Origin of the sequence: Rhizobium sp. CC-YZS058 (assembly GCF_034720595.1) — a bacterium.
In the GTDB taxonomy this organism is placed as follows: Bacteria; Pseudomonadota; Alphaproteobacteria; order Rhizobiales; family Rhizobiaceae; genus Ferranicluibacter.
In genome coordinates this window covers 3,819,354-3,838,191 of sequence record NZ_JAYESJ010000001.1, presented here as the reverse complement: position 1 = coordinate 3,838,191, position 18,838 = coordinate 3,819,354, and the positions used below count along the sequence as shown (strand labels likewise).

The window sequence follows — 18,838 nt, the reverse complement described above, 5'->3', positions numbered from 1 at the left end:
CGGGTCCGCCTCCTGCCCGGGGAGCCTTAGCGGCCATGACGCTCATCAATACCTTCTTCAATTGGCAGGTGCTGCTCGCCAGCCTGCCGCAGCTCCTGTCAGGTCTCTTGATCACGCTGCAGATCGGCGTGACCAGCATCATCGTCGGCCTGATCGGCGGCCTGTTCCTGGCGATCGCCCGGCTTTACGCCCCTCAAGCCGCCAAGACGCTGATCCGGATCTATATCGATATCTTCCGGTCGATCCCGCTGCTCGTGCTGCTGATCGTCGTCTATTACGCGCTGCCCTTCATCGGCATCCGGCTGTCGCCCTTTCTCTCGGCCGTCACCGCTTTGTCGCTTGTCTCCGCCGCCTATACGGCCGAGATCTTCCGGGCGGGCATCGAGGCCATTCCGCATGGCCAGTTCGAGGCATCCGCCGCGCTCGGCCTGTCGAACAAGGACATGATGGTCGATGTGATCCTGCCGCAGGCGGTCCGCATCGTCATTCCGCCGCTGACCAACAACTGCATCAACGTGATGAAGGACACGGCGCTCGCCTCCGTGGTCGCCATGCCGGACCTGCTCAAGCAGGCGACCCAAGCCCAGGCGCTTCAGGCCAATCCGACGCCGCTCATCGGCGCGGCCATCATCTATGTGGCGCTGCTCTGGCCCATGGTCGCGGTCGTCGCCCGGCTCGAGAAGCATTTTGCCCGGGGGAAGCGCTGATGTCCGGTTCGATCATCTCCATCCGCGGCCTCACCAAGGCCTACGGAACCTTCACCGTGCTCCACGGCATCGACCTCGATATCGCCGAGGGCGAGGTCGTCTGCGTGATCGGGCCGTCCGGCTCGGGCAAATCGACGCTGATCCGCTGCATCAACCATCTGGAGGCCTTCGCGCCGGAGAGCACGATCGATGTCGATGGCATCCGCGTTGCGCCGGGCAAGGCGCTCGCCAAGGTGCGGGCGGAAGTCGGCATGGTCTTCCAGTCCTTCAACCTCTTTCCGCATATGAGCGTGCTGAAGAATGTCATGCTGGCGCCGATGCGGGTGCGCGGCACGACAAAGGCCGAGGCCGAGCGCAAGGCGCGCGACCTCCTGTCCCGTGTCGGCATCGGCGAGCAGGCGGAAAAATTCCCCGGTCAGCTTTCCGGCGGCCAGCAGCAGCGAGTCGCCATTGCCCGCGCGCTCGCCATGGAGCCGCGCGTGCTGCTTTTCGACGAGCCGACCTCGGCGCTCGACCCGGAAATGGTCGGCGAGGTGCTGGATGTCATGCGCAAGCTCGCCGGCACCGGCGTCACCATGGTCGTCGTCACCCACGAAATGGGCTTTGCCCGCCAGGTGGCCGATCGCGTCATCTTCATGGATGGCGGTCGGCTGGTGGAGGCCGGTCCGCCGGCCCAGATCTTTGACGCCCCGCAGGAGGAGCGCACCCGCAGCTTCCTGCGCGCCGTGCTCAATCACTAGGCCGGATGATTTCAGGTCGGATCGACCTGAAATCTGAATCCGGCCTCGAACCAAGAAGCAGAGCATGATGCCGAAAACCGCAAAAGCTTTTCGGCAGCATGCTCGAACAAGAAAAGTCCGGGAGTTTCACCCAATGTCCACCAACACCCCGCTCGACCTCGATTATGTCCGCAGCCAGTTTCCGGGTCTCAACCGCGGCTGGACCTTCTTCGACAATGCCGGCGGATCGCAGATCCTCAAGGGCGCGCTCGAGCGCATCAACACCTTCCTGATCGAGAAGAACGTGCAGATCGGCGGCTCCTATGCCGTGTCCCAGGCTGCGGCCAAGGCACTCTACGAGGCTCGCACCGCCGCCATGCATCTCGTCCATGCACGCCGCCCTGAAGAAATCGTCTTTGGCTCCTCGACCACGGCGCTCCTGCAGAATTTGGCCCGCGCCATGCAGAGCCAGCTGCAGCCCGGCGACGAGATCATCATCACCGTCAGCGATCACGAGAGCAATATCGGCCCCTGGGACCGGCTGCAGGCGATCGGCGTCGTTCTCAAGATCTGGCCGCTCAACAAGGACACGCTGACGCTGGAACTCGACGATCTCGCGCCGCTGATGAGCGACCGCACGAAGCTCGTCTGCGTCACCCACGTGTCCAATATTCTGGGATCGGTCAATCCGGTCCGCGCCATCGCCGATTTCGTCCATGCCCGCGGCGCGAAACTCTGCGTGGATGCGGTGGCCTATGCGCCGCACCGCGCCGTCGATGTGCAGGCCTTCGATGCCGATTACTATGTCTTCAGCCTCTACAAGACCTACGGGCCGCATTACGCCCTGATGTACGGCAAGTATGAGCTGCTGCTCGAGCTCGACACGCTCTACCACTATTTCTACGGCAAGGACAAAGTGCCGGGCAAGCTGGAGCCGGGCAACCCGAACTACGAGCTCGCCTATGCCACCTGCGGCATCCTGGATTACCTCGCAACGCTCGGCGAAAAGGCCGGCGAGACCGGCACGGTGCGCGAGAAGATCGAGGCGGCCTATGGCGCCATCACCGTTCAGGAAGATGCGCTGACCGAGCGGCTGCTCGCCTATCTGCGGACCCGCAACGACTGCACGATCGTCGGCCAGCCGGTCAACCGGGACAGCCAGCGCGTGCCGACGATCGCCTTCCGCTTCGATGGGCGCGAGGCCGGCGAACTGTGCAAGGCGATGGACGAGGAACAGATCGCCATGCGCTTCGGCGATTTCCACTCGCGTCGCTTGGCCGAATATCTCGGCCTGACCGATCATGGCGGCATGCTGCGCGTCTCGATGGTGCATTACAACACGGTCGAGGAGGTCGACCGCTTCACGGCCGCGCTCGACCGTATTCTGGCTAGCGAGGCCGGTCTCGCCAAGGCAAGCTGAAACAGGCGGATAGGAGAACGGCCATGCGCTTCGACACGGTGATCCGACATGCAACGGTGGTGACGGCCAGCGACAGCTTCACCAGCGATATCGGCATCAAGGACGGGCGCATCGTCGCGCTGGCTTTGGGCCTGACCGAGGCCGACGAGGTGATCGACGCCACCGGCCTCCTCGCTTTGCCGGGCGGCATCGACAGCCATGTCCATCTCGACCAGCCGTCCGGAGACGGGATCGTCATGGCCGATGATTTTGCAAGCGGCACGCGCTCGGCGGCGATCGGCGGCAACAGCACGGTCCTCGCCTTCTGCATGCAGGAGAAGGGCCAGACGCTGCGCGAGGCCCTGAAGGTCTATCATGCCAAGGCCGAGAACAAATGCCATGTGGATGTTGCCTTCCACCTGGTCATCACCGACCCGACGCCGGAGGTGCTGGGCCAGGAGCTGCCGGCCCTGGTGGAGGATGGCTACACCTCGCTCAAGGTCTTCATGACCTATGAGGGACTGCGCCTGCGCGATGACGAGATCCTCGCCACGCTCGACACGGCGCGGCGCACCGGCGCGCTGGTCATGGTCCATTGCGAAAACGAGGACGCGATCCGCTACCTGATCGGCCGGCACGAGGAGGAGGGCAAGTTCGCGCCGAAGTTCCATGCGAGCACCCGGCCGATCGCGGCCGAACGCGAGGCGACGCATCGGGCCTTGTCTCTGGCGGAAATCGTCGACGTCCCGATCGTCATCGTCCATGTTTCGAACCGCGAGGCGATGGAGGAGATCCGCCGTGCCCGCCAGCGCGGCCAGAAGATCGCCGGTGAAACCTGCCCGCAATATCTGATACTGACGGCCGACGATCTCGACCAGGAAGCGCTCGAAGGAGCAAAGTTCGTCTGCTCCCCGCCGCCGCGCGACAAGGCGAGCCAGGACGCCTGCTGGGAGGGGCTGGAGCAGGGCGTGTTCGACCTCTTCTCCTCCGACCATTGCCCCTTCCGTTTCGATGATGCGGAAGGCAAGTTGAACGAGAAGGGCAAGCGGCATTTCCGCTGGATCCCGAACGGCATTCCAGGCGTCGGCACCCGTTTGCCGATCCTGTTTTCCGAGGGCGTGCGCAAGGGCCGGATCGATCTCAATCAGTTCGTCGCCCTGACCGCGACCAACCATGCCAAGCTCTACGGGCTTTATCCGCGCAAGGGCACGATCGCCATCGGCGCCGATGCCGACATCGCCTTGTGGAACCCGGAGAAGCGGGTGACGCTGAGCAACGATCTCCTTCAGCACGGGGCGGACTATACGCCCTATGAAGGGCTGGAGGTGGAAGGTTGGCCGGTGCGACTTCTGGTGCAGGGTCGAACCGTCATGCAGGATGGTGCGCTTGCGGGAGCCGACCAGCCGCAGGGACACTATCTGCCACGCGGCAAGTCGGCGCTCGTCCGCCCGGCCGCCTAGGCTTCGAAGGACCGGCCCCACGATGCAGCATGGCGCCGACGCGGCCGGACCGTCAGCCTTGCGCAACCAGCCGTGTCACATGGGCGAGGTGGGTTTCGAGGCTCGGCAGCGTCTCCCGGGCAAAGCCTGCAAGCTCCTGATCGTCGCCGGTACCGGCATAGGTGCGGAACAGGGCCACCGCCTCCTGATGCGCCTGCGCCTGCATATCGAGATAGAGCCGGTCGAAGACCTTGGAATCCGCGGCGTTAAGCTGATCGATCATCGTCTTCAGCTTGGGAGACAGCGTCGCCGGCGGTATGGGAACGCCCTTGCCGGTCAGGGTCGCCTTCAGCCTGTCGGCAGCCTTGGTGTGGTCGGCGATGATCATCTCCGCCACGTGGCTGATCTCCGCCGATCGGCTTTTCTCGCGCGCGATCCTGCTCGACTGGATCTCGAACGCGTTGGCGCTGGCCAGAACCTTCAAGAATGTCGCGCGATCCATGGTCGTGACAGGCGCGGCATCGCCAGGCGGCTTGGCCGGGATTGTTGCCGAAAAGGCGGACGGGGCTGCCAGGGCGAAGGACAGCGAAAGAACGGCGGCTTTGAAGGCGGTCTTGGTCATCGCGGGGTTCCTTGGCGCTCCGGTCATTCTGCAAAAGCCTTGACGAGATCGGCATTGGCGGCGTCGACCGCCTGTTTGGCCTTGTCGACCACCTTGCCCATGCCGAAGAACTCGTGGGTCACACCGGTCACGTCGATCAGGTTCACCGCCACGCCGGCCGCGCGCATTTTCTCTGCGAAGGCCTGTCCCTCCGACCGCAACGGATCGATCTCCGCAGTGACCACCGTCGCCGGCGGCAGGCCGGAAAGGTCGCTGCGGGAGACGAGATCGATGCGCGGATCGGCCGTCTGGTCCTTGGAAGCGAAGACATGGGAGATGAACCATTCCATATCCGCCTTGCCGAGCGGCGCGGCATCGGCATTCTGCTGATAGGACGGCGTGGTCAGGTCCTTGCCGGCAATCGGATAGACGAGCAGCTGGTGGACCGGCTCAGTGGTCTTCTTTTCCTTGGCCATCAAGGCGACATTGGCGGCAAGGTTGCCGCCGGCGCTTTCGCCGGCGACCGCTATCCGCCTGGCATCGCCGTTCAGCGTGTGAATGTTCTCCACGGTCCAGAGATAGGCGGCCCAGGCATCCTCGTGCTGGGCAGGGAATTTCGATTCCGGCGCGTGATGGTAGTCCACGGAGAGAACCAGCGCCTTGGCGCCAAGCGAAATCGCCCGGGGCGTCGCATCATAGGTGTTGAGGTCGGCCACCACCCATCCGCCACCGTGGAAATAGAGCACGACCGGGAAGGGGCCCTTGCCCTCCGGCAGATAGACACGCGCGGGCAAGGCGCCACCCGGGCTCGGAATGGCGATATCGCGCGTGGCGACCTTGGCCTCCGGATCGGGGGAGACGGCCTTGTCGCGCTGCACGGTGCGCGCCGCATCCGCCGGGCTTGCCTGGGTGCGGGCCTCGGGCACGGAAAGCGTGTGGAAGGGCTTTGCCTCAAGCGCCTTCAGCGCATCGAGCACCGCCTGCATCTGCGGATCGGGCTTCGCGTCCTGGCTGGCGGCGGCCACAGGGGTCAGCAGAACCAGCGCCAGGCCGACTGCGGACAGGAGGGAACGGGTGCGGATCATGGTCGGTCCTTCGTTGACGGAGGGGGCAGCCATTATGGCTTCGGCGGCGCAACGGTCTGGGCGTAGCGGCCGACCAGCTCGCCCTTGGCAAGAACATGGCCGGCAAGCGCAGCAAGCAGCTGGTCCCGATCGGCCGTCGGCGGCAGGTCGATGAGGGAATCGAGCGCCAGCACCTGGATATGGTAGGAATGGGCGGGATCGCCGGCGAGCGGCTTCGGCCCGGAATAGCCGTGCGTGCCAGCAGTCGTGCGACCCTGCAGCACGCCTTCCGGCTCCTTGAGCCGCAATTGCTCCTGCAGCCCCTCCGGCAGGCTGGTCACGCCGGCCGGAATGTTCCATGCGAGCCAGTGGACGAAAGGTTTTGCCGGTTTGGAATCCGGGTCTTCCATGATGATCGCATAAGAGGCCGCCTCCGGCACGCTCTCCCAGCGCAAGGGCGGCGAAACGCCCTCGGCATATTCGCTGTGACGAAGCGGAATATCGCCCTTGGCCTCGAAGGCGGTGGAAGAAACGGCGAGCGCGCCCTTCGTCTCGGTTTCGGGGCGCTGCAGCGCCAGCGGCACGTCGAACCCCTTCTTGCCTTGCGCGGTCATGGCCTCCGCCGGCACCGGCTTTGCCGCTGCGGCCTTCGGGGCAGCGCCGTCATAGGCGATCCGGTAGAGAACACCGTTGACATCGTCGCTCATCAGCAGTGCGCCGTCCTTGGCGAAGGCGAGGCCGACGGGCCGGGCAAAATGGGTCTTGCCCCCATCGGTGAGGAAGCCGCCGAGGAACGGCTCGATCGACGTCGGCTCACCCTTTTCGAAATGGATGCGCACCACCTCGTAGCCGGAGGCCGGATTGCGGTTCCAGGAGCCGCGCATCGTGGCAAAGGCGTCGCCTTCATACTGGGCCGGAAAGCCGCTGCCCTTCAGGAAGGCCATCTGCATCGGTGCCGCATGGGCGGTGTAGCCGATCACCATCGGTTCGCTCTGATCCCGCCATTGCGGCTTCGTGACACCGCCGACGGGCGTGGACTGGGGGTAGATGTCGCCGGCGCCGTAGACATGCGGCCAGCCATATTGCTTGCCGCGCTCCAACCTGTTCAGCTCTTCCGGCTGCACCTCGTCGCCCAGAAGGTCGATGCCGTGGTCGAGGCCCCAGAGCTCGCCTGTCTGAGGGTTCCAGTCGAAACCGATCGTGTTGCGCAGGCCGGAGGCGAAGATGGTGCGGCTCTTGCCGTCCGGCGTTGCACGAAGCAGGGTCGCGTTTTCCGGGTTGCTCTCGTTGCAGGCATTGCAGGTGGAGCCGATCGAGATATAGAGCATGCCGTCCGGACCGAAGGCGAGTGTCCGGTTCGGATGCTGTCCCGCATCGGGCAGGTTGCCGATGATCATCGTCAGCGGCCCCAGCGTCCCGTCCTTTTCGATCCTGGCGGTAAAGACCTCCTTGACGGTCGCGAGATAGAGCGTGCCATCCTTGATGGCGAGGCCATGTGCCTGCGCACGGTTGGCAACGGTAATCGGCGGTCCGTCGGCCTTGCCGTCGCCGTTCTCGTCCTTCAGCAGCAGCACATCGCCCTCTTCGCGCCGGCTGACATAGACAAAGCCTTCCGGCGAAACCGCAACGATGCGGGCATTGCCCAGCCCCTGTGCGAAGGGCGCCACCGTGAAGCCTTCCGGCAGCTTCAGCGCCTTGATCCGGTCGCTGGTCGGCTGCACCTTGTTGGGCTTGAACACATTGGTGGTGATCTGCAGCTCGGTGCCATCGCCCTGCTGGGCGTGCGCAGCCTCGACGGCAGGAAGAAGAGCGAGCAGCGCGATGGTGCTGAGCAGAGCGGATTTCATGTGCGGGTGCCTCCGTGATGCCAGCGCAATTATGTCCTTCCTCTTTTGTTCCGGGGGATACAACCAATCGACGAATTGCATGGCATGCTGCAGTCGGTCTAACTGATCCCGGACGGCGATTCTGAGCCGGCGTCGTCCATTGTCGGGAGGGTGCTGCAGTCTTGTCGTGTCCCGCTCGGCCGACATATCGAGATGGGCGGGGCACATAGGTCGGAGGGACGGGGGCAAGATGAATCTGCAGCAAATCCGCCAAGACACGCCGGGGGTCGCGCACCGGGTGCATCTCAACAATGCCGGAGCCGGCCTGATGCCGAACAGCGTGCTTCAGGCCATGACCGGCTATCTGACGCGTGAGGCGGAGATCGGCGGCTATGAGGCGGCGGCCGAGGCCGCGCCTGTGCTCGACGGCGTCTATGACAGTGTCGCCCGGCTGGTCGGCGCGGCGCGCGACGAAATCGCGCTCGTCGAAAATGCCACGGTCGCCTGGCAGCTTGCCTTTTACGCGCTCGCTTTCAGGCCGGGAGACAGGATCCTGACGGCGCGTGCCGAATACGCCGCCAATTATGTGGCCTTCCTGCAGGTTGCCCGGCGGACCGGCGCGGTGATCGAGGTGATCCCTGACGATGCCGACGGCGTGCTCGATCCGGCTGCGCTGGAGCGGATGATCGACGGACGGGTGCGGCTGATCGCCATGACCTGGGTTCCGACGAATGGCGGCCTCATCAACCCGGCGGAAGAGGTGGGTCGCATCGCGCGCCGCCATGACATCCTCTATCTGCTCGACGCCTGTCAGGCTGTCGGCCAGATGCCGGTCTCGGTCGAGACGATCGGCTGCGATGTGCTGACTGCGACCGGACGGAAGTTCCTGCGCGGACCGCGCGGCACCGGTTTTCTCTACATGCGCCGCGCGCTGCTGCAGAGCCTCGAGCCGGCCATGATCGACCACTTCGCCGCGCCCTGGGTGGCGCCGGATCGCTATGCGCTGCGGCCGGATGCGCGCCGTTTCGAGACCTGGGAAAACAATTATGCGGCGCGGCTGGGCCTGGGGGTCGCCATCGATCTGGCACTGTCGCTCGGACTGGAGAGCATCGAAGCCCGATGCCGGCAGCTCTCAACCCGGCTGCGCGAAGGGCTGCGGGCGGTAAACGCCGTGGACGTGCGGGATCTCGGCCCGCGCTGCGCCTCGATCGTTACCTTCACCCACCGGAGCATTTCGGCGGATGACGCCAAGGCTCGGCTGGCGAAAGAGGGTTTCAATATCAGCGTTTCCGGCCCCGGCAGCACCTTGCTCGATGCCACCGCACGCGGTCTGCCGCCGCTCCTGCGGGCCTCGCCCCACTATTACAACACCGAAGACGAGGTTGATCGCTTCCTCCAGGCCGTCGCCGCACTCTAACGGCTCCGCACGCTTGCGTGAGTTTGCACTGACGGCTCTAGGAAGAAGACGAGAAAGAGGCTAGAAAGGCGGGCGCGCGTTTCGTGCGGCTTCGCTTGAGCCTGTCCCCTCACGTTGAATAGATTTCGCCACACGCATGCAGACCCCTACCGAGAAGCAGCGCATCAGCCAGGAGATCGGCAGCCGAAGCTCTGGCTCCGATCCTTTTGCCGCCGCCATGCGCGCCACGCGCATGCCCATGGTCATCACCGATCCCCGCCTGCCCGACAATCCGATCGTCTTCGTCAACGATGCCTTCACCCGCCTGACCGGCTACAGCCGCGAGGAGACGCTGGGCAAGAACTGCCGGTTCCTGCAGGGGCCAGGCACGAATATTGCCGACGTCGACGCCGTGCGCCAGGCAATCCACGACCGCGTCCCGATCGAAATCGACCTTTTGAACTACCGCAAGGACGGCACCCTGTTCTGGAACAGGCTGCTCGTGTCCCCGGTCTTCGATGGCGACGAGCTGACCTATTTCTTCGCCTCGCAGCTCGATGTCACGCGCGAGCGGACCGCCAGCTTCACCACCGATCCGCAGCAGATGGAAGAGCGTCTGCAGCAGCGGATCGCCGATCTCACCGCCAGCGAGGAGCGTCTGCATTTCACCCTCAAGGCCGGCAAGCTCGGCACCTGGACGCTCGATCTGCCCAAGGGGCGTCTCGTCTCCTCGGCGATCTGCAAGGCGAATTTCGGCCGATCGCCGGTGGATACGCTTTCCTACCGCGACCTGCAGAACGCCATCCACCCGGAGGATGTCACGCGCTGGCAGGAGGCGGTCAGCGAGGCTCTGGCGGGCGACGGCGACCTTCATGTCGAATACCGGGTGATCTGGCCGGACGGTTCGGTCCACTGGATCGAGGTGCGGGCGGAAACCCATTTCGACAGCAACCGCCGGCCGTTGCGCATGAGCGGGATCTCGATCGACGTGACGGAGAGGCACGAGGCGGAGGCCTATCGCGACCTGATGAATCGCGAGCTCGGCCACCGCATCAAGAACATCCTCGCTACCGTCGGCTCGATCGTCAGCCAGTCGCTGCGCACCGATGTTCCGGCCGTCGAACTGCGGGATGTGGTGTCCGAGCGCATCAATGCGCTGAGCAATGCCCATGACATCCTGACCGGCAAGGAGCTCAATGTTGCCGGCCTGCGCCGCGTCATCGAGCAGGCGGTTCAACCCTTCAATGCCCAGGGGCGCATCGCCATCTCCGGCGGCGACATGGAGATCAGTCATAGGGCAAGCAGCGCCTTGACGCTCGCTCTCCACGAATTGGCCACCAATGCCGTCAAATACGGCGCCTTGTCCAACGATGTCGGCCATGTCGAAATCCGCTGGGCCGTCGACAACGATGCCTTCACCCTGCAGTGGGAGGAGCGTGGCGGACCGACGGTCGAGATGCCCTCGGCCCGTGGCTTCGGCTCACGAATGATCGAGAAGGCGCTGATCTCCTCGGTCGGCGGCGACGCAGAGATCGCGTACCGTCCGGAAGGCGTCGTCTTCCGTCTGACGACGACCTCCGCCGCGCTGACGGCAAGCGGCGCTGCCTAAGGCACGGGCGCTCCCAGCGTTCGAGCGCTCGTCAGCCACAGGCCTTGCAGAGACCATGCATCTCGATGGTCGTGGCGCGGATCGTGAAGCCGCTCGTGCGGCTGTGCCGGATCAGAGCAGTCTCGACCCCTTCGTCGTGGAATTCGCTCACCTTGCCGCAGGAATCGCAGATTTCGAACGCCGCCATACGCGGATCTGCCTGCCCATGGTGGGCATGGCAGCAGACGACGAAGGCATTCATGCTTTCCAGGCGATGGATCCGACCTGTCTGCAGCAATTTCTCGAGCGCGCGATAGACCTGGAGCGGGGCCTTCAAACCCTCGCCTCGCAGACGATCGAGAATGTTGTATGCGCTCAGCGGCTGCGCCGAAGCCTGCAGGACCGCAAGGACAAGGCCCTGGTTGCGGGTCAGGCGCGGTTCGCTCGAAGGCTTGGCCCGCGACCTGCTCATCGCCGTGGTCCGCCCTTTTCCATCGCCATCGCCATCGCCCGTCCGTGCCGCATGCCCCGGATCGCTCCTCATTCCGCAGCGAGCGGCAGCGCCCTGCAGCGGGCAAAGCCGGCGGTGATGATATCGCGCGGGAGATCCCGACCGATGAAGACCAGTCGCGTCAGCCGCTCTTCGCCGTCCTTCCAGGGGCGTTGATGATCCCCCTCCAGCAGCATGTGCACCGCCTGGATCACGAACCGGTCGTCATCCTGCGCAAAGGAAATGATGCCTTTCATGCGCAGGATGTCCTGCCCGAAGGTCTGCACTGTCCTTTGCAGCCAGGCGAAGAGTTTCTCGGGATCCATCGGCGTCCGCTCGACGAGCGAGAAGCTGGTGATGCCGTCGTCATGATCGTGCGCGTGAACGTCCTGAAGAAAGTCGGGCTCCACATCCAGGATTCGGTCGAGATCAAAGGCATGCCGGTCGAGGAGGCTGGCAACGTCGACATTGCACCGCTGCGTGTGGAGGATGCTGGCCACCGGGTTCAGCCGCCGGATGCGCTCTTCCACCGACGTCAGTGCCGCGGCATCGACCAGATCGGTCTTGTTGAGAAGGATCGTATCGGCAAAGGCCAGTTGCTCCTGCGCCTCGTGGGCCGTTTCCAGCGCACCGACGAGATGCAGTGCATCGACCACGGTGATGATCGAATCGAGCCGCGTCTTGGCGCGCACGTCGGGATCGACGAAGAAGGTCTGGGCAACCGGTGCGGGATCGGCAAGGCCCGTGGTCTCGATCAGGATGCCGTCGAAGCGATCCCTGCGGCGCATCAGGCTCTCGATGATGCGGATGAGATCGCCGCGTACCGTGCAGCAGATGCAGCCATTGTTCATCTCGAAGACATCCTCATCGCTCTCGACGATGAGGTCGTTGTCGATTCCGACTTCGCCGAACTCGTTGACGATGACCGCGAATTTTCGGCCGTGCGGCTCGGTGAGGATGCGATTGAGGAGCGTGGTCTTGCCAGCGCCGAGATAGCCGGTGAGGACAGTGACCGGCGTGGCCGGCGTTTCGGTCGTCAGCATCAGGGTCTCCAGTCTTCCGGCGCAGCGGCCAGAATGTTATACCGTTACGATTCCTGTTGACGAACGGTATAACATTACATAAGCAGCCTCTGTCAATCCCCGAGGATGCCATGCCTGAGACTTGCCTCATTTTCGAAGACCTGACGCTCGGCTATCAGGGCCATGCTGCCGTCCATCATCTCAGCGGGATGGTGGAACGCGGCGCGCTGCTGGCAATCATCGGGGCCAACGGATCGGGGAAATCCACACTGCTCAAGGGGATTGCCGGCATGGTGAAGCCGCTCGGTGGTCGGTGCGTATCGAACAGTCGGCGGCTTGCCTACCTGCCCCAGCAGTCGGAGATCGACCGCAGCTTTCCCGCGCGGGTCGTCGATCTCGTCTCGCTCGGTTTCTATCAGACCCACGGGCTGCTCGGCCGCCGAACGAAGGCCGACCGTGAGGCGCTGGGCCGGAGCCTGCAGGCTGTCGGGCTCGAGGGATTCGAGCAGCGTCCGCTCGACAGCCTCTCCGGCGGGCAGATGCAGCGCGCGCTTTTCGCCCGAACGGTGCTGCAGGACGCCGACCTCATCCTGCTCGACGAGCCTTTCAACGCCGTGGACGAGCGAACGGTGCGCGATCTGCTGGGCGTGATCGGAGGCTGGGCTGCGGAAGGCCGCACGGTCCTTTGCGTGTTGCACGACCATGCGCTGGTCCGTGCGCATTTTCCCCGCACGCTGCTCCTGGCCCGCAAGGTCGTTGCCTGGGGGCCGACGGCGGAGGTTCTCACGCCGCAGCTTCTGTCCGAGGCCCGGAACTTTCAGGAGGTTTGGGATGAGAAGGCCGGGTGGTGCGAAGATGAGGTCGTGACGCTGCAGCCGGGCGCCGCAGATGCGGTTGGAGGCCCTCTCGTCCTGCCGTCCCCTCGGAGCCGCATCCATGGCTGACTGGCTGGTTTCTCCCTTTCTCGATTACGGATTCATGCAGCGGGCCCTGTTCGGCTCCGTGCTGCTATCGGTCAGTTCCGCGCCTGTCGGCGTGTTCCTCATGGTGCGGCGCATGAGCCTGACGGGCGATGCCATGTCGCACGCAATCCTGCCGGGCGCGGCACTCGGCTTTCTGCTGTTCGGGCTCGATGTGCTGTCCATGACCATCGGCGGACTGCTGATCGGGCTTCTGGTCGCCCTCGGTTCCGGCCTCGTCTCCCGCTTCACCGTGCAGAAGGAGGACGCGTCCATGGCAGCCTTCTACCTGATCTCTCTTGCCGTCGGCGTGCTGCTCGTCTCCTGGCATGGCTCCAGCGTCGATCTCATGCATGTGCTGTTCGGCTCGGTCCTGGCGCTGAACGACGAGGCCCTGACCCTCATCACCGGCATCGCGCTTCTGACCTTCCTCGCCTTCGCCCTGTTGTGGCGCGGCCTCGTGGCCGAATGCCTGGATCCGCTGTTCCTGCGCTCGGTCAGCCGTATCGGCGGGCCGGTCCATCTCGTCTTCCTGGTGCTGGTGGTGCTCAATCTGGTCGGCGGCTTCCAGGCGCTCGGCACGCTCCTGTCGGTCGGGTTGATGATGCTCCCGGCGGTGGCGGCCCGCTTCTGGTCGAACGACCTGCGCTCGCTTTGCCTGATCGCGATGGGTTTTGCAGTGCTTTCCTCTCTTGGCGGTCTTCTTCTTTCCTTCCATGCCGCCATGCCCTCGGGGCCGGCCATCATTTTCGTTGCCGGCGGGCTTTACCTCGCCTCTGCCCTGATCGGTCGCCGCGGCATGCTGCAGAGCCTGCTGCGCGGCACCCGCCACAGGACGGCCTGATCCCTCTCCCACCTCATCAAGGAGCCTTCCCATGTTCAGGATTTCACGCCTTGTCACGGCCGCGAGCCTGCTGACGCTCAGCAGTCTCGTGGCGCCAGCCGCTTCCGCTGCCGAACTCAAGGTGGTCGCCAGCTTCTCGATCATCGCCGATCTTGCCCGCAATGTCGGCGGCGACCGGGTCTCCGTGTCGATGATCGTGCCGGTCGATGGCGACGCCCATACCTATGAGCCGAAGCCCGCCGACGCGGTGGCCCTGAAGGACGCGGATGTCGTGCTTGTCAACGGCCTCGGCCTGGAAGGCTTCCTGTCGCGGCTGATCGAAACCAGCGGCACCAAGGCTCCGGTCATCACCGTCAGCAAGGCCGTAAAGCCGATCAAGGGCGAGGAAGAGGCTCACGAGGAGGGTGAGGCCGAAGCCGGCGGGGAGGAGCATCACCACGGTGCCTTCGACCCGCATGCCTGGCAGTCGATCAAGAATGGCGAGGCCTATGTGAGGGCGATCGCCACGGCCTTCTGCAAGGCCGACAAGGCCGGGTGCGAGAGCTACAAGACCAACGAGAAAGCCTATCTCGCCAAGCTCGTGGCGCTCGACACGGAGGTGCGCAGCCAGATCGCGGAGATCCCGAAGGACAAGCGCATCATCATCACGTCACATGATGCCTTCGGTTATTTCTCCAAGGCCTATGGCCTGACCTTCCTGGCGCCCGAAGGCATTTCGACGGAAGCGGACGCCTCGGCGGCCGACGTCGCCAAGCTGGTCGATCAGGTGAAGGCCGACAAGGCTTCGGCCGTTTTCGTCGAGAACATCACCAATCCGCGGCTGATCGAACAGATCGCGAGTGAAACCGGCCTGAAGGTGGGCGGTACGCTCTACTCCGACGCGCTGTCGCCGCCCGACGGCCCGGCCGCGACCTATATCGACATGTTCCACCACAATGTCGCGACGATGAAGGCGGCCATTCTCGGACGCTGAGCACGATTGCCACGCTCTGCCGGAGACGATCCTCCGGCAGGGCAAAGGTCTCGGTTGCCCCATGGATGGGTATCATGTTCGATCGACTGTTCAAGACAGGTCTATCCGGTCCACCGGCTGCGGGCACGCGCACCGGCGCCGTGCCGGACGCCATTCCGGTCACGCTTCTCACCGGTTTTCTCGGCGCCGGCAAGACGACGCTGCTGAACGCGGCGCTCGCGGACCCGCGCCTGGCAGGCACGGCGGTCATCGTCAACGAATTCGGCGCCATGCCGATCGATCATGCGCTTGTGCAGACCGGCAGGGCGTCCATCCTGCGCACGAGCACTGGGTGCCTCTGCTGCACGGCCTCCAGCGATATCCGCGTTTCGCTCTACGAACTGCATGATGCCCACTGCCGCGGCGAAATCCCGCCCATCTCGCGCGTGATCATCGAAACGACGGGGCTTGCCGACCCTGCGCCGATCATCCACAGCCTCATTCCGGGCGGTGCGCCTGCGCTCGGCCTGCGCGATCATATCGTGGCGCGCCAGTTTCGCCTTGCCGGTGTGGTGACCGTGTTCGATGCCCTTTCAGGGCCCATGATGCTCGAGCGCTTCGTCCAGGGATGGAAGCAGCTAGCCTTCGCCGACCATGTCGTCGTGACGAAGACGGACTTGACGGTCCTGGGCGAGGCGAATTGGGCGGGACTGACGGAGCTCAATCCCGCAGCCCGCTATCACGACCGCGCCGCGCCCGGGTTCGATCTTGTTCACCTGTTTGAGGGCCAGTCCTATTCCCTGGCCGGCAAGGTCGAGGATGTGGAAGGATGGCTGCTGATGGAGGCCGAGCCGCGGCACGGCGAAGGCGGGGAAGGCCGGCCGGCTTTGCACCGCCACGGAGACGCGCTGGGAACGATCTGCCTGTCCGGCGAACAGCCGCTCGACCCCGGTGCAGTCCGGGTTTTCCTTGAGGCGGTCACCAGCGCGCCCGGCTCCGGACTTCTGCGCCTCAAGGGCGTGTTCGCGCTGTCGGACGACCCGCTCAGGCCGGCGGTCGCCCATGCGGTGGAGCATCGGCTTTCGCCCCTGCAGAGGCTGCCTGGCTGGCCCGATGGTGACCGCCGCAGCCGCGTCGTGCTGATCGGCCAGAACATGCCCGAGCCGCAGATCCGGGCCCTGTTCTCGGCGCTGGCGCCGCGCGGGCGCAAACGGCGTTTCGCATGAGCCGGCGCTTCGACAATCCGCTCGGGCGCGGCCTGCCCGGTCCGGTGGAAAAGGCGCGGACGCTGAAGGCATGGGTGCGGGAGATCCTCGCCTTGCCGGAGGCAGCCGTCGTGACGGTGAGCGAACTGGCCTGCACACTGCCCGATTGCCCGCCGCAGGAAACGGTGATCCTCATCCTCCTGCCTGACATGCCGCCCCGCCAGATCTCGATGCACACCGCGCTGCTTGCGGTGACGCGGCAGGATCTGGAAGAGGCTCTGCACGCCGGCTGACCCCCCGAGCGTGCACGGAGCCGGCTCGCAGGCGATCCCAAGGAATCTGCAAGCCTTCATCTTGACAACATGCTGTCAAGTTCCAGTTCCCCGGGCATGACAGATCAAGTTCTCCTCCCACCCGTCCGCGCCCTCGTCATCGCCATCTTCGCCGCCAATGGCCGGCTGACGGACATGGGCAACAGCCTCGTTCGTCCGGCCGGCCTGACCACCGCCTGGTGGCAGGTTCTCGGCGCGCTCGGCTATGCGCCAACGCCTCTGACCGTCTCGGACATTGCGCGCGCCATGGGACTGACACGCCAGGGGGTGCAGCGCGTCGTCGATTTGCTTGCGGCCCATGGCCACGTCGCCTTCACGCCCAATCCGCACCACCAGCGCGCCAAGCTGGTCGCCATCACCGAGGCCGGGCGTGCCGCGCTCGCGCTTGCCGAACAGGCAGCGGGACCGGTCGATCAGCGGCTCTTGGAGCGCATCGGCGCCGACCGGCTGGCGACTGCGCTCGCCGTTCTCGGCGAACTGACCGACCTCATCACCGAAGAGCTCGCCCACCCGGCCTTCGCCGAAGCAGGCTCCGCATCATCCCGAAAGGACTGACGATGACCGCCCACGACTATGACACCGACGTCCTCATTGCCGGTGGCGGGCCGATCGGCCTCGTGACTGCCTGCGCGCTCGCCCATCACGGCGTGCGGTTCCGCATCGTCGAGCAGCGATCGGAGCCCAAGCCCCATTCGCGCGCCAACAATCTCTGGGCACGGCCGCAGGAGCTCCTCCACCGGATCGGCCTCAGAGACCGGCTGGCGGAGCAGGCCTTCGCAATCACGAAAGTTCGCACCCTGATCAACGGTCAGCCGGTCGATCCCGTGGCGATCGCCGATGTCGCAAGCCCCTATGGGCCGGTCCTCTACAGCGGTCAGGATGTCATCGAAACGACGCTCGCCGCGGTGATCGAGGAGCGGGGCGGGCAGGTGGAGCGTGGTCGCCGCCTGATGAGCTTCACGCAGGACGGCGATGGCGTGACGGCCATTCTTGGTCCGGCGGATGGCGAGGCTCAGCCGGGAGGTGCGGCGCAGACCGAAACCGTGCGCTGCCGCTATCTGGTCGGCGCCGATGGCGGCGACAGTCTCGTGCGCGGGATGCTCGGGCTCGATTTCGAGCCGGAGAAGCTGGCGAACTGCATGAACCGGCAGGTGGATGCCAAGCTCAGCTGGCGACGTGGCACCTCCTTCGACACGCTGTGGTTTTTCTACTATCCGCACGGGTTCTGCGGCGTCCTGCCGGTCTGGGGCGGTTACCACCGGCTGTTCTTCCTGGCCGACGACACGGGCATTCCGGACCGAGACCCGACCCTGGAGGAAATGCAGGCGATCGCGCGCGACGTGACCGAAGACGAGACGCTGACCTTGAGCGATCCGATCTGGCTGACCCACAACCGCTTCCAGCATGGCGTTGCCGCGCATTACGCCCGCGACCGCGTGTTCCTGGCGGGCGATGCCGGCCACCGCACGCTGCCGATCGGCGGGCAGGGCATGAATGCCGGTCTGCACGATGCCGTGGGGCTGGCCTGGCGTCTGGCCATGGCGATCGAGGGCACGGCAGGCGAAGCGGTGCTTGCCTCTTACGACGCCGAACGCGGCGGAGAGCACCGTGCGCTCGACCAGCGCCAGAGGAAAGGGTTCCACAACAGCGTCTATCGCGGACGCCTGAAGGATGCCGCCATCGGTGCGGCTGCCAAGCTGCTCCCCAGCATCGGGACGCTACTGCAGGGCAGCGACGATCTCCAGCAGCTCTCGGTGGCCTATCCCGACAGCCCGCTCAGCGTCGATCACCTGCGGGGACTGGCGGACTTCCTCCCGCACGCCGCACCGCATGCGGGAGACCGCGCGCCCGATGCGGCCATCGTCACCGCAAACGGGGAGTCCGCCTCGCTGTTCGACGAGCTCTATGATTCGACGGCACCGGGAACCCGCTGGTCGCTGCTCTGCTTCGATGGGCGGCAGAAGGCGGCGCTGGCCTTGCTGGAGGCGGCCGCGGCCGACATCGAGGCCTGGCCGTTCCTCCATGCGCGGCTCGTCCTTGCCGCGGCGCCGCTGTCCGGAAAGCGCGACTGCGTCTCCGATCTCGATGGCCTTGCCCACGCGGCCTATGGCATCGGCGCCCGGCCTTCGCTCGTTCTCATTCGCCCCGATGGCCATATCGCCTTCCGCGGGCCAGCCGATGCGCCGGATCTCCTGGTTTCCTACTGCAGGGCGATGTTTGTGGCGCAACCGCTGGCCAGGACCGGGCAGGCAGCCTGAGCCGCTTCCTCAACAGCCGCATCCGAGAAGATCCCCG

At 65.2% G+C, this 18,838-nt stretch carries 18 protein-coding genes; 13 read left to right on the top strand and 5 right to left on the bottom strand.

The window, feature by feature from the left end; genetic code table 11:
- The first annotated feature begins 35 nt into the window (after positions 1–35).
- The 4 genes from U8330_RS18325 to hydA all read left to right on the top strand — a co-directional run bounded on the left by U8330_RS18325 (position 36) and on the right by hydA (position 4,285).
- The gene (locus U8330_RS18325; protein WP_323106677.1) at positions 36–707 is read left to right on the top strand and encodes an amino acid ABC transporter permease; all 672 of its coding nucleotides are present in this window, start codon (positions 36–38) and stop codon (positions 705–707) included.
- Complete coding sequence (locus tag U8330_RS18320; RefSeq protein ID WP_323106676.1) at positions 707–1,447, top strand: amino acid ABC transporter ATP-binding protein; 741 nt, start codon at positions 707–709, stop codon at positions 1,445–1,447. Before U8330_RS18325 ends, U8330_RS18320 begins: the two co-directional genes overlap by 1 nt.
- A 133-nt stretch (positions 1,448–1,580) precedes the next feature.
- Complete coding sequence (locus U8330_RS18315; protein ID WP_323106675.1) at positions 1,581–2,846, top strand: cysteine desulfurase-like protein; 1,266 nt, start codon at positions 1,581–1,583, stop codon at positions 2,844–2,846.
- Between the two features lie 23 nt (positions 2,847–2,869).
- Positions 2,870–4,285, top strand: coding sequence for a dihydropyrimidinase (gene hydA, locus U8330_RS18310; RefSeq protein WP_323106674.1), 1,416 nt, complete (start codon positions 2,870–2,872; stop codon positions 4,283–4,285).
- A gap of 52 nt (positions 4,286–4,337) precedes the next feature.
- On the opposite strand, the gene U8330_RS18305 is transcribed toward hydA, so the two are convergent.
- From U8330_RS18305 to U8330_RS18295, 3 genes are read right to left on the bottom strand one after another with little or no spacing between them, the layout of a single operon-like run.
- On the bottom strand, positions 4,338–4,886 hold the full coding sequence (locus tag U8330_RS18305) for a DUF4142 domain-containing protein (protein ID WP_323106673.1): 549 nt from the start codon (positions 4,884–4,886) through the stop codon (positions 4,338–4,340).
- Positions 4,887–4,909: 23 nt separating this feature from the next.
- Complete coding sequence (locus U8330_RS18300) at positions 4,910–5,950, bottom strand: alpha/beta hydrolase (RefSeq protein WP_323106671.1); 1,041 nt, start codon at positions 5,948–5,950, stop codon at positions 4,910–4,912.
- Positions 5,951–5,982: 32 nt separating this feature from the next.
- Positions 5,983–7,776: a YbhB/YbcL family Raf kinase inhibitor-like protein gene (locus U8330_RS18295; RefSeq protein ID WP_323106670.1), complete on the bottom strand. Its 1,794-nt coding sequence runs from the start codon at positions 7,774–7,776 to the stop codon at positions 5,983–5,985.
- Positions 7,777–8,005: 229 nt separating this feature from the next.
- Between U8330_RS18295 and U8330_RS18290 the strand changes: the two genes are divergently transcribed.
- Positions 8,006–9,172, top strand: a complete 1,167-nt coding sequence (locus U8330_RS18290) for an aminotransferase class V-fold PLP-dependent enzyme (RefSeq protein ID WP_323106668.1) — start codon at positions 8,006–8,008, stop codon at positions 9,170–9,172.
- A 136-nt stretch (positions 9,173–9,308) separates the two neighbouring features.
- On the top strand, positions 9,309–10,760 hold the full coding sequence (locus tag U8330_RS18285) for a PAS domain-containing protein (RefSeq protein ID WP_323106667.1): 1,452 nt from the start codon (positions 9,309–9,311) through the stop codon (positions 10,758–10,760).
- A gap of 31 nt (positions 10,761–10,791) precedes the next feature.
- Here the strand turns inward: U8330_RS18285 and U8330_RS18280 are convergent, their stop codons facing one another.
- Both U8330_RS18280 and U8330_RS18275 read right to left on the bottom strand, forming a co-directional pair.
- Positions 10,792–11,211: a Fur family transcriptional regulator gene (locus tag U8330_RS18280; protein ID WP_323106666.1), complete on the bottom strand. Its 420-nt coding sequence runs from the start codon at positions 11,209–11,211 to the stop codon at positions 10,792–10,794.
- A gap of 68 nt (positions 11,212–11,279) precedes the next feature.
- Positions 11,280–12,272, bottom strand: a complete 993-nt coding sequence (locus tag U8330_RS18275) for a GTP-binding protein (RefSeq protein ID WP_323106665.1) — start codon at positions 12,270–12,272, stop codon at positions 11,280–11,282.
- 110 nt (positions 12,273–12,382) lie between these two features.
- On the opposite strand from U8330_RS18275, the gene aztA reads away from it, so the two are divergent.
- The 7 genes from aztA to U8330_RS18240 all read left to right on the top strand — a co-directional run bounded on the left by aztA (position 12,383) and on the right by U8330_RS18240 (position 18,801).
- Positions 12,383–13,195: a zinc ABC transporter ATP-binding protein AztA gene (gene aztA / locus U8330_RS18270; RefSeq protein ID WP_323106664.1), complete on the top strand. Its 813-nt coding sequence runs from the start codon at positions 12,383–12,385 to the stop codon at positions 13,193–13,195.
- Positions 13,188–14,054, top strand: coding sequence for a zinc ABC transporter permease AztB (aztB, locus tag U8330_RS18265; protein ID WP_323106663.1), 867 nt, complete (start codon positions 13,188–13,190; stop codon positions 14,052–14,054). Before aztA ends, aztB begins: the two co-directional genes overlap by 8 nt.
- Positions 14,055–14,085: 31 nt before the next feature.
- The gene (gene aztC / locus U8330_RS18260; RefSeq protein WP_323106662.1) at positions 14,086–15,027 is read left to right on the top strand and encodes a zinc ABC transporter substrate-binding protein AztC; all 942 of its coding nucleotides are present in this window, start codon (positions 14,086–14,088) and stop codon (positions 15,025–15,027) included.
- A gap of 74 nt (positions 15,028–15,101) precedes the next feature.
- Positions 15,102–16,232, top strand: a complete 1,131-nt coding sequence (locus U8330_RS18255) for a GTP-binding protein (RefSeq protein ID WP_323106661.1) — start codon at positions 15,102–15,104, stop codon at positions 16,230–16,232.
- A complete protein-coding gene (locus U8330_RS18250; protein WP_323106660.1) occupies positions 16,229–16,504 on the top strand; it encodes a hypothetical protein in 276 nt (91 codons plus the stop codon). The genes U8330_RS18255 and U8330_RS18250 overlap by 4 nt, the downstream gene beginning before the upstream one ends.
- Positions 16,505–16,600: 96 nt before the next feature.
- The gene (locus tag U8330_RS18245) at positions 16,601–17,098 is read left to right on the top strand and encodes a helix-turn-helix domain-containing protein (protein ID WP_323106659.1); all 498 of its coding nucleotides are present in this window, start codon (positions 16,601–16,603) and stop codon (positions 17,096–17,098) included.
- A 2-nt stretch (positions 17,099–17,100) separates the two neighbouring features.
- The gene (locus tag U8330_RS18240; RefSeq protein WP_323106658.1) at positions 17,101–18,801 is read left to right on the top strand and encodes an FAD-dependent monooxygenase; all 1,701 of its coding nucleotides are present in this window, start codon (positions 17,101–17,103) and stop codon (positions 18,799–18,801) included.
- Positions 18,802–18,838: the final 37 nt, after the last annotated feature.

Bases quoted from the DNA above. Each gene is read 5' to 3' on its own strand.
- hydA (WP_323106674.1), top strand. From the start codon at position 2,870: ATGCGCTTCGACACGGTGATCCGACATGCAACGGTGGTGACGGCCAGC.
- U8330_RS18320 (WP_323106676.1), top strand. From the start codon at position 707: ATGTCCGGTTCGATCATCTCCATCCGCGGCCTCACCAAGGCCTACGGA.
- U8330_RS18280 (WP_323106666.1), bottom strand. From the start codon at position 11,211: ATGAGCAGGTCGCGGGCCAAGCCTTCGAGCGAACCGCGCCTGACCCGC.
- aztB (WP_323106663.1), top strand. From the start codon at position 13,188: ATGGCTGACTGGCTGGTTTCTCCCTTTCTCGATTACGGATTCATGCAG.
- U8330_RS18295 (WP_323106670.1), bottom strand. From the start codon at position 7,776: ATGAAATCCGCTCTGCTCAGCACCATCGCGCTGCTCGCTCTTCTTCCT.
- U8330_RS18275 (WP_323106665.1), bottom strand. From the start codon at position 12,272: ATGCTGACGACCGAAACGCCGGCCACGCCGGTCACTGTCCTCACCGGC.
- aztA (WP_323106664.1), top strand. From the start codon at position 12,383: ATGCCTGAGACTTGCCTCATTTTCGAAGACCTGACGCTCGGCTATCAG.
- U8330_RS18250 (WP_323106660.1), top strand. From the start codon at position 16,229: ATGAGCCGGCGCTTCGACAATCCGCTCGGGCGCGGCCTGCCCGGTCCG.
- U8330_RS18245 (WP_323106659.1), top strand. From the start codon at position 16,601: ATGACAGATCAAGTTCTCCTCCCACCCGTCCGCGCCCTCGTCATCGCC.
- U8330_RS18290 (WP_323106668.1), top strand. From the start codon at position 8,006: ATGAATCTGCAGCAAATCCGCCAAGACACGCCGGGGGTCGCGCACCGG.
- aztC (WP_323106662.1), top strand. From the start codon at position 14,086: ATGTTCAGGATTTCACGCCTTGTCACGGCCGCGAGCCTGCTGACGCTC.
- U8330_RS18255 (WP_323106661.1), top strand. From the start codon at position 15,102: ATGTTCGATCGACTGTTCAAGACAGGTCTATCCGGTCCACCGGCTGCG.
- U8330_RS18315 (WP_323106675.1), top strand. From the start codon at position 1,581: ATGTCCACCAACACCCCGCTCGACCTCGATTATGTCCGCAGCCAGTTT.
- U8330_RS18285 (WP_323106667.1), top strand. From the start codon at position 9,309: ATGCAGACCCCTACCGAGAAGCAGCGCATCAGCCAGGAGATCGGCAGC.
- U8330_RS18325 (WP_323106677.1), top strand. From the start codon at position 36: ATGACGCTCATCAATACCTTCTTCAATTGGCAGGTGCTGCTCGCCAGC.
- U8330_RS18305 (WP_323106673.1), bottom strand. From the start codon at position 4,886: ATGACCAAGACCGCCTTCAAAGCCGCCGTTCTTTCGCTGTCCTTCGCC.
- U8330_RS18240 (WP_323106658.1), top strand. From the start codon at position 17,101: ATGACCGCCCACGACTATGACACCGACGTCCTCATTGCCGGTGGCGGG.
- U8330_RS18300 (WP_323106671.1), bottom strand. From the start codon at position 5,950: ATGATCCGCACCCGTTCCCTCCTGTCCGCAGTCGGCCTGGCGCTGGTT.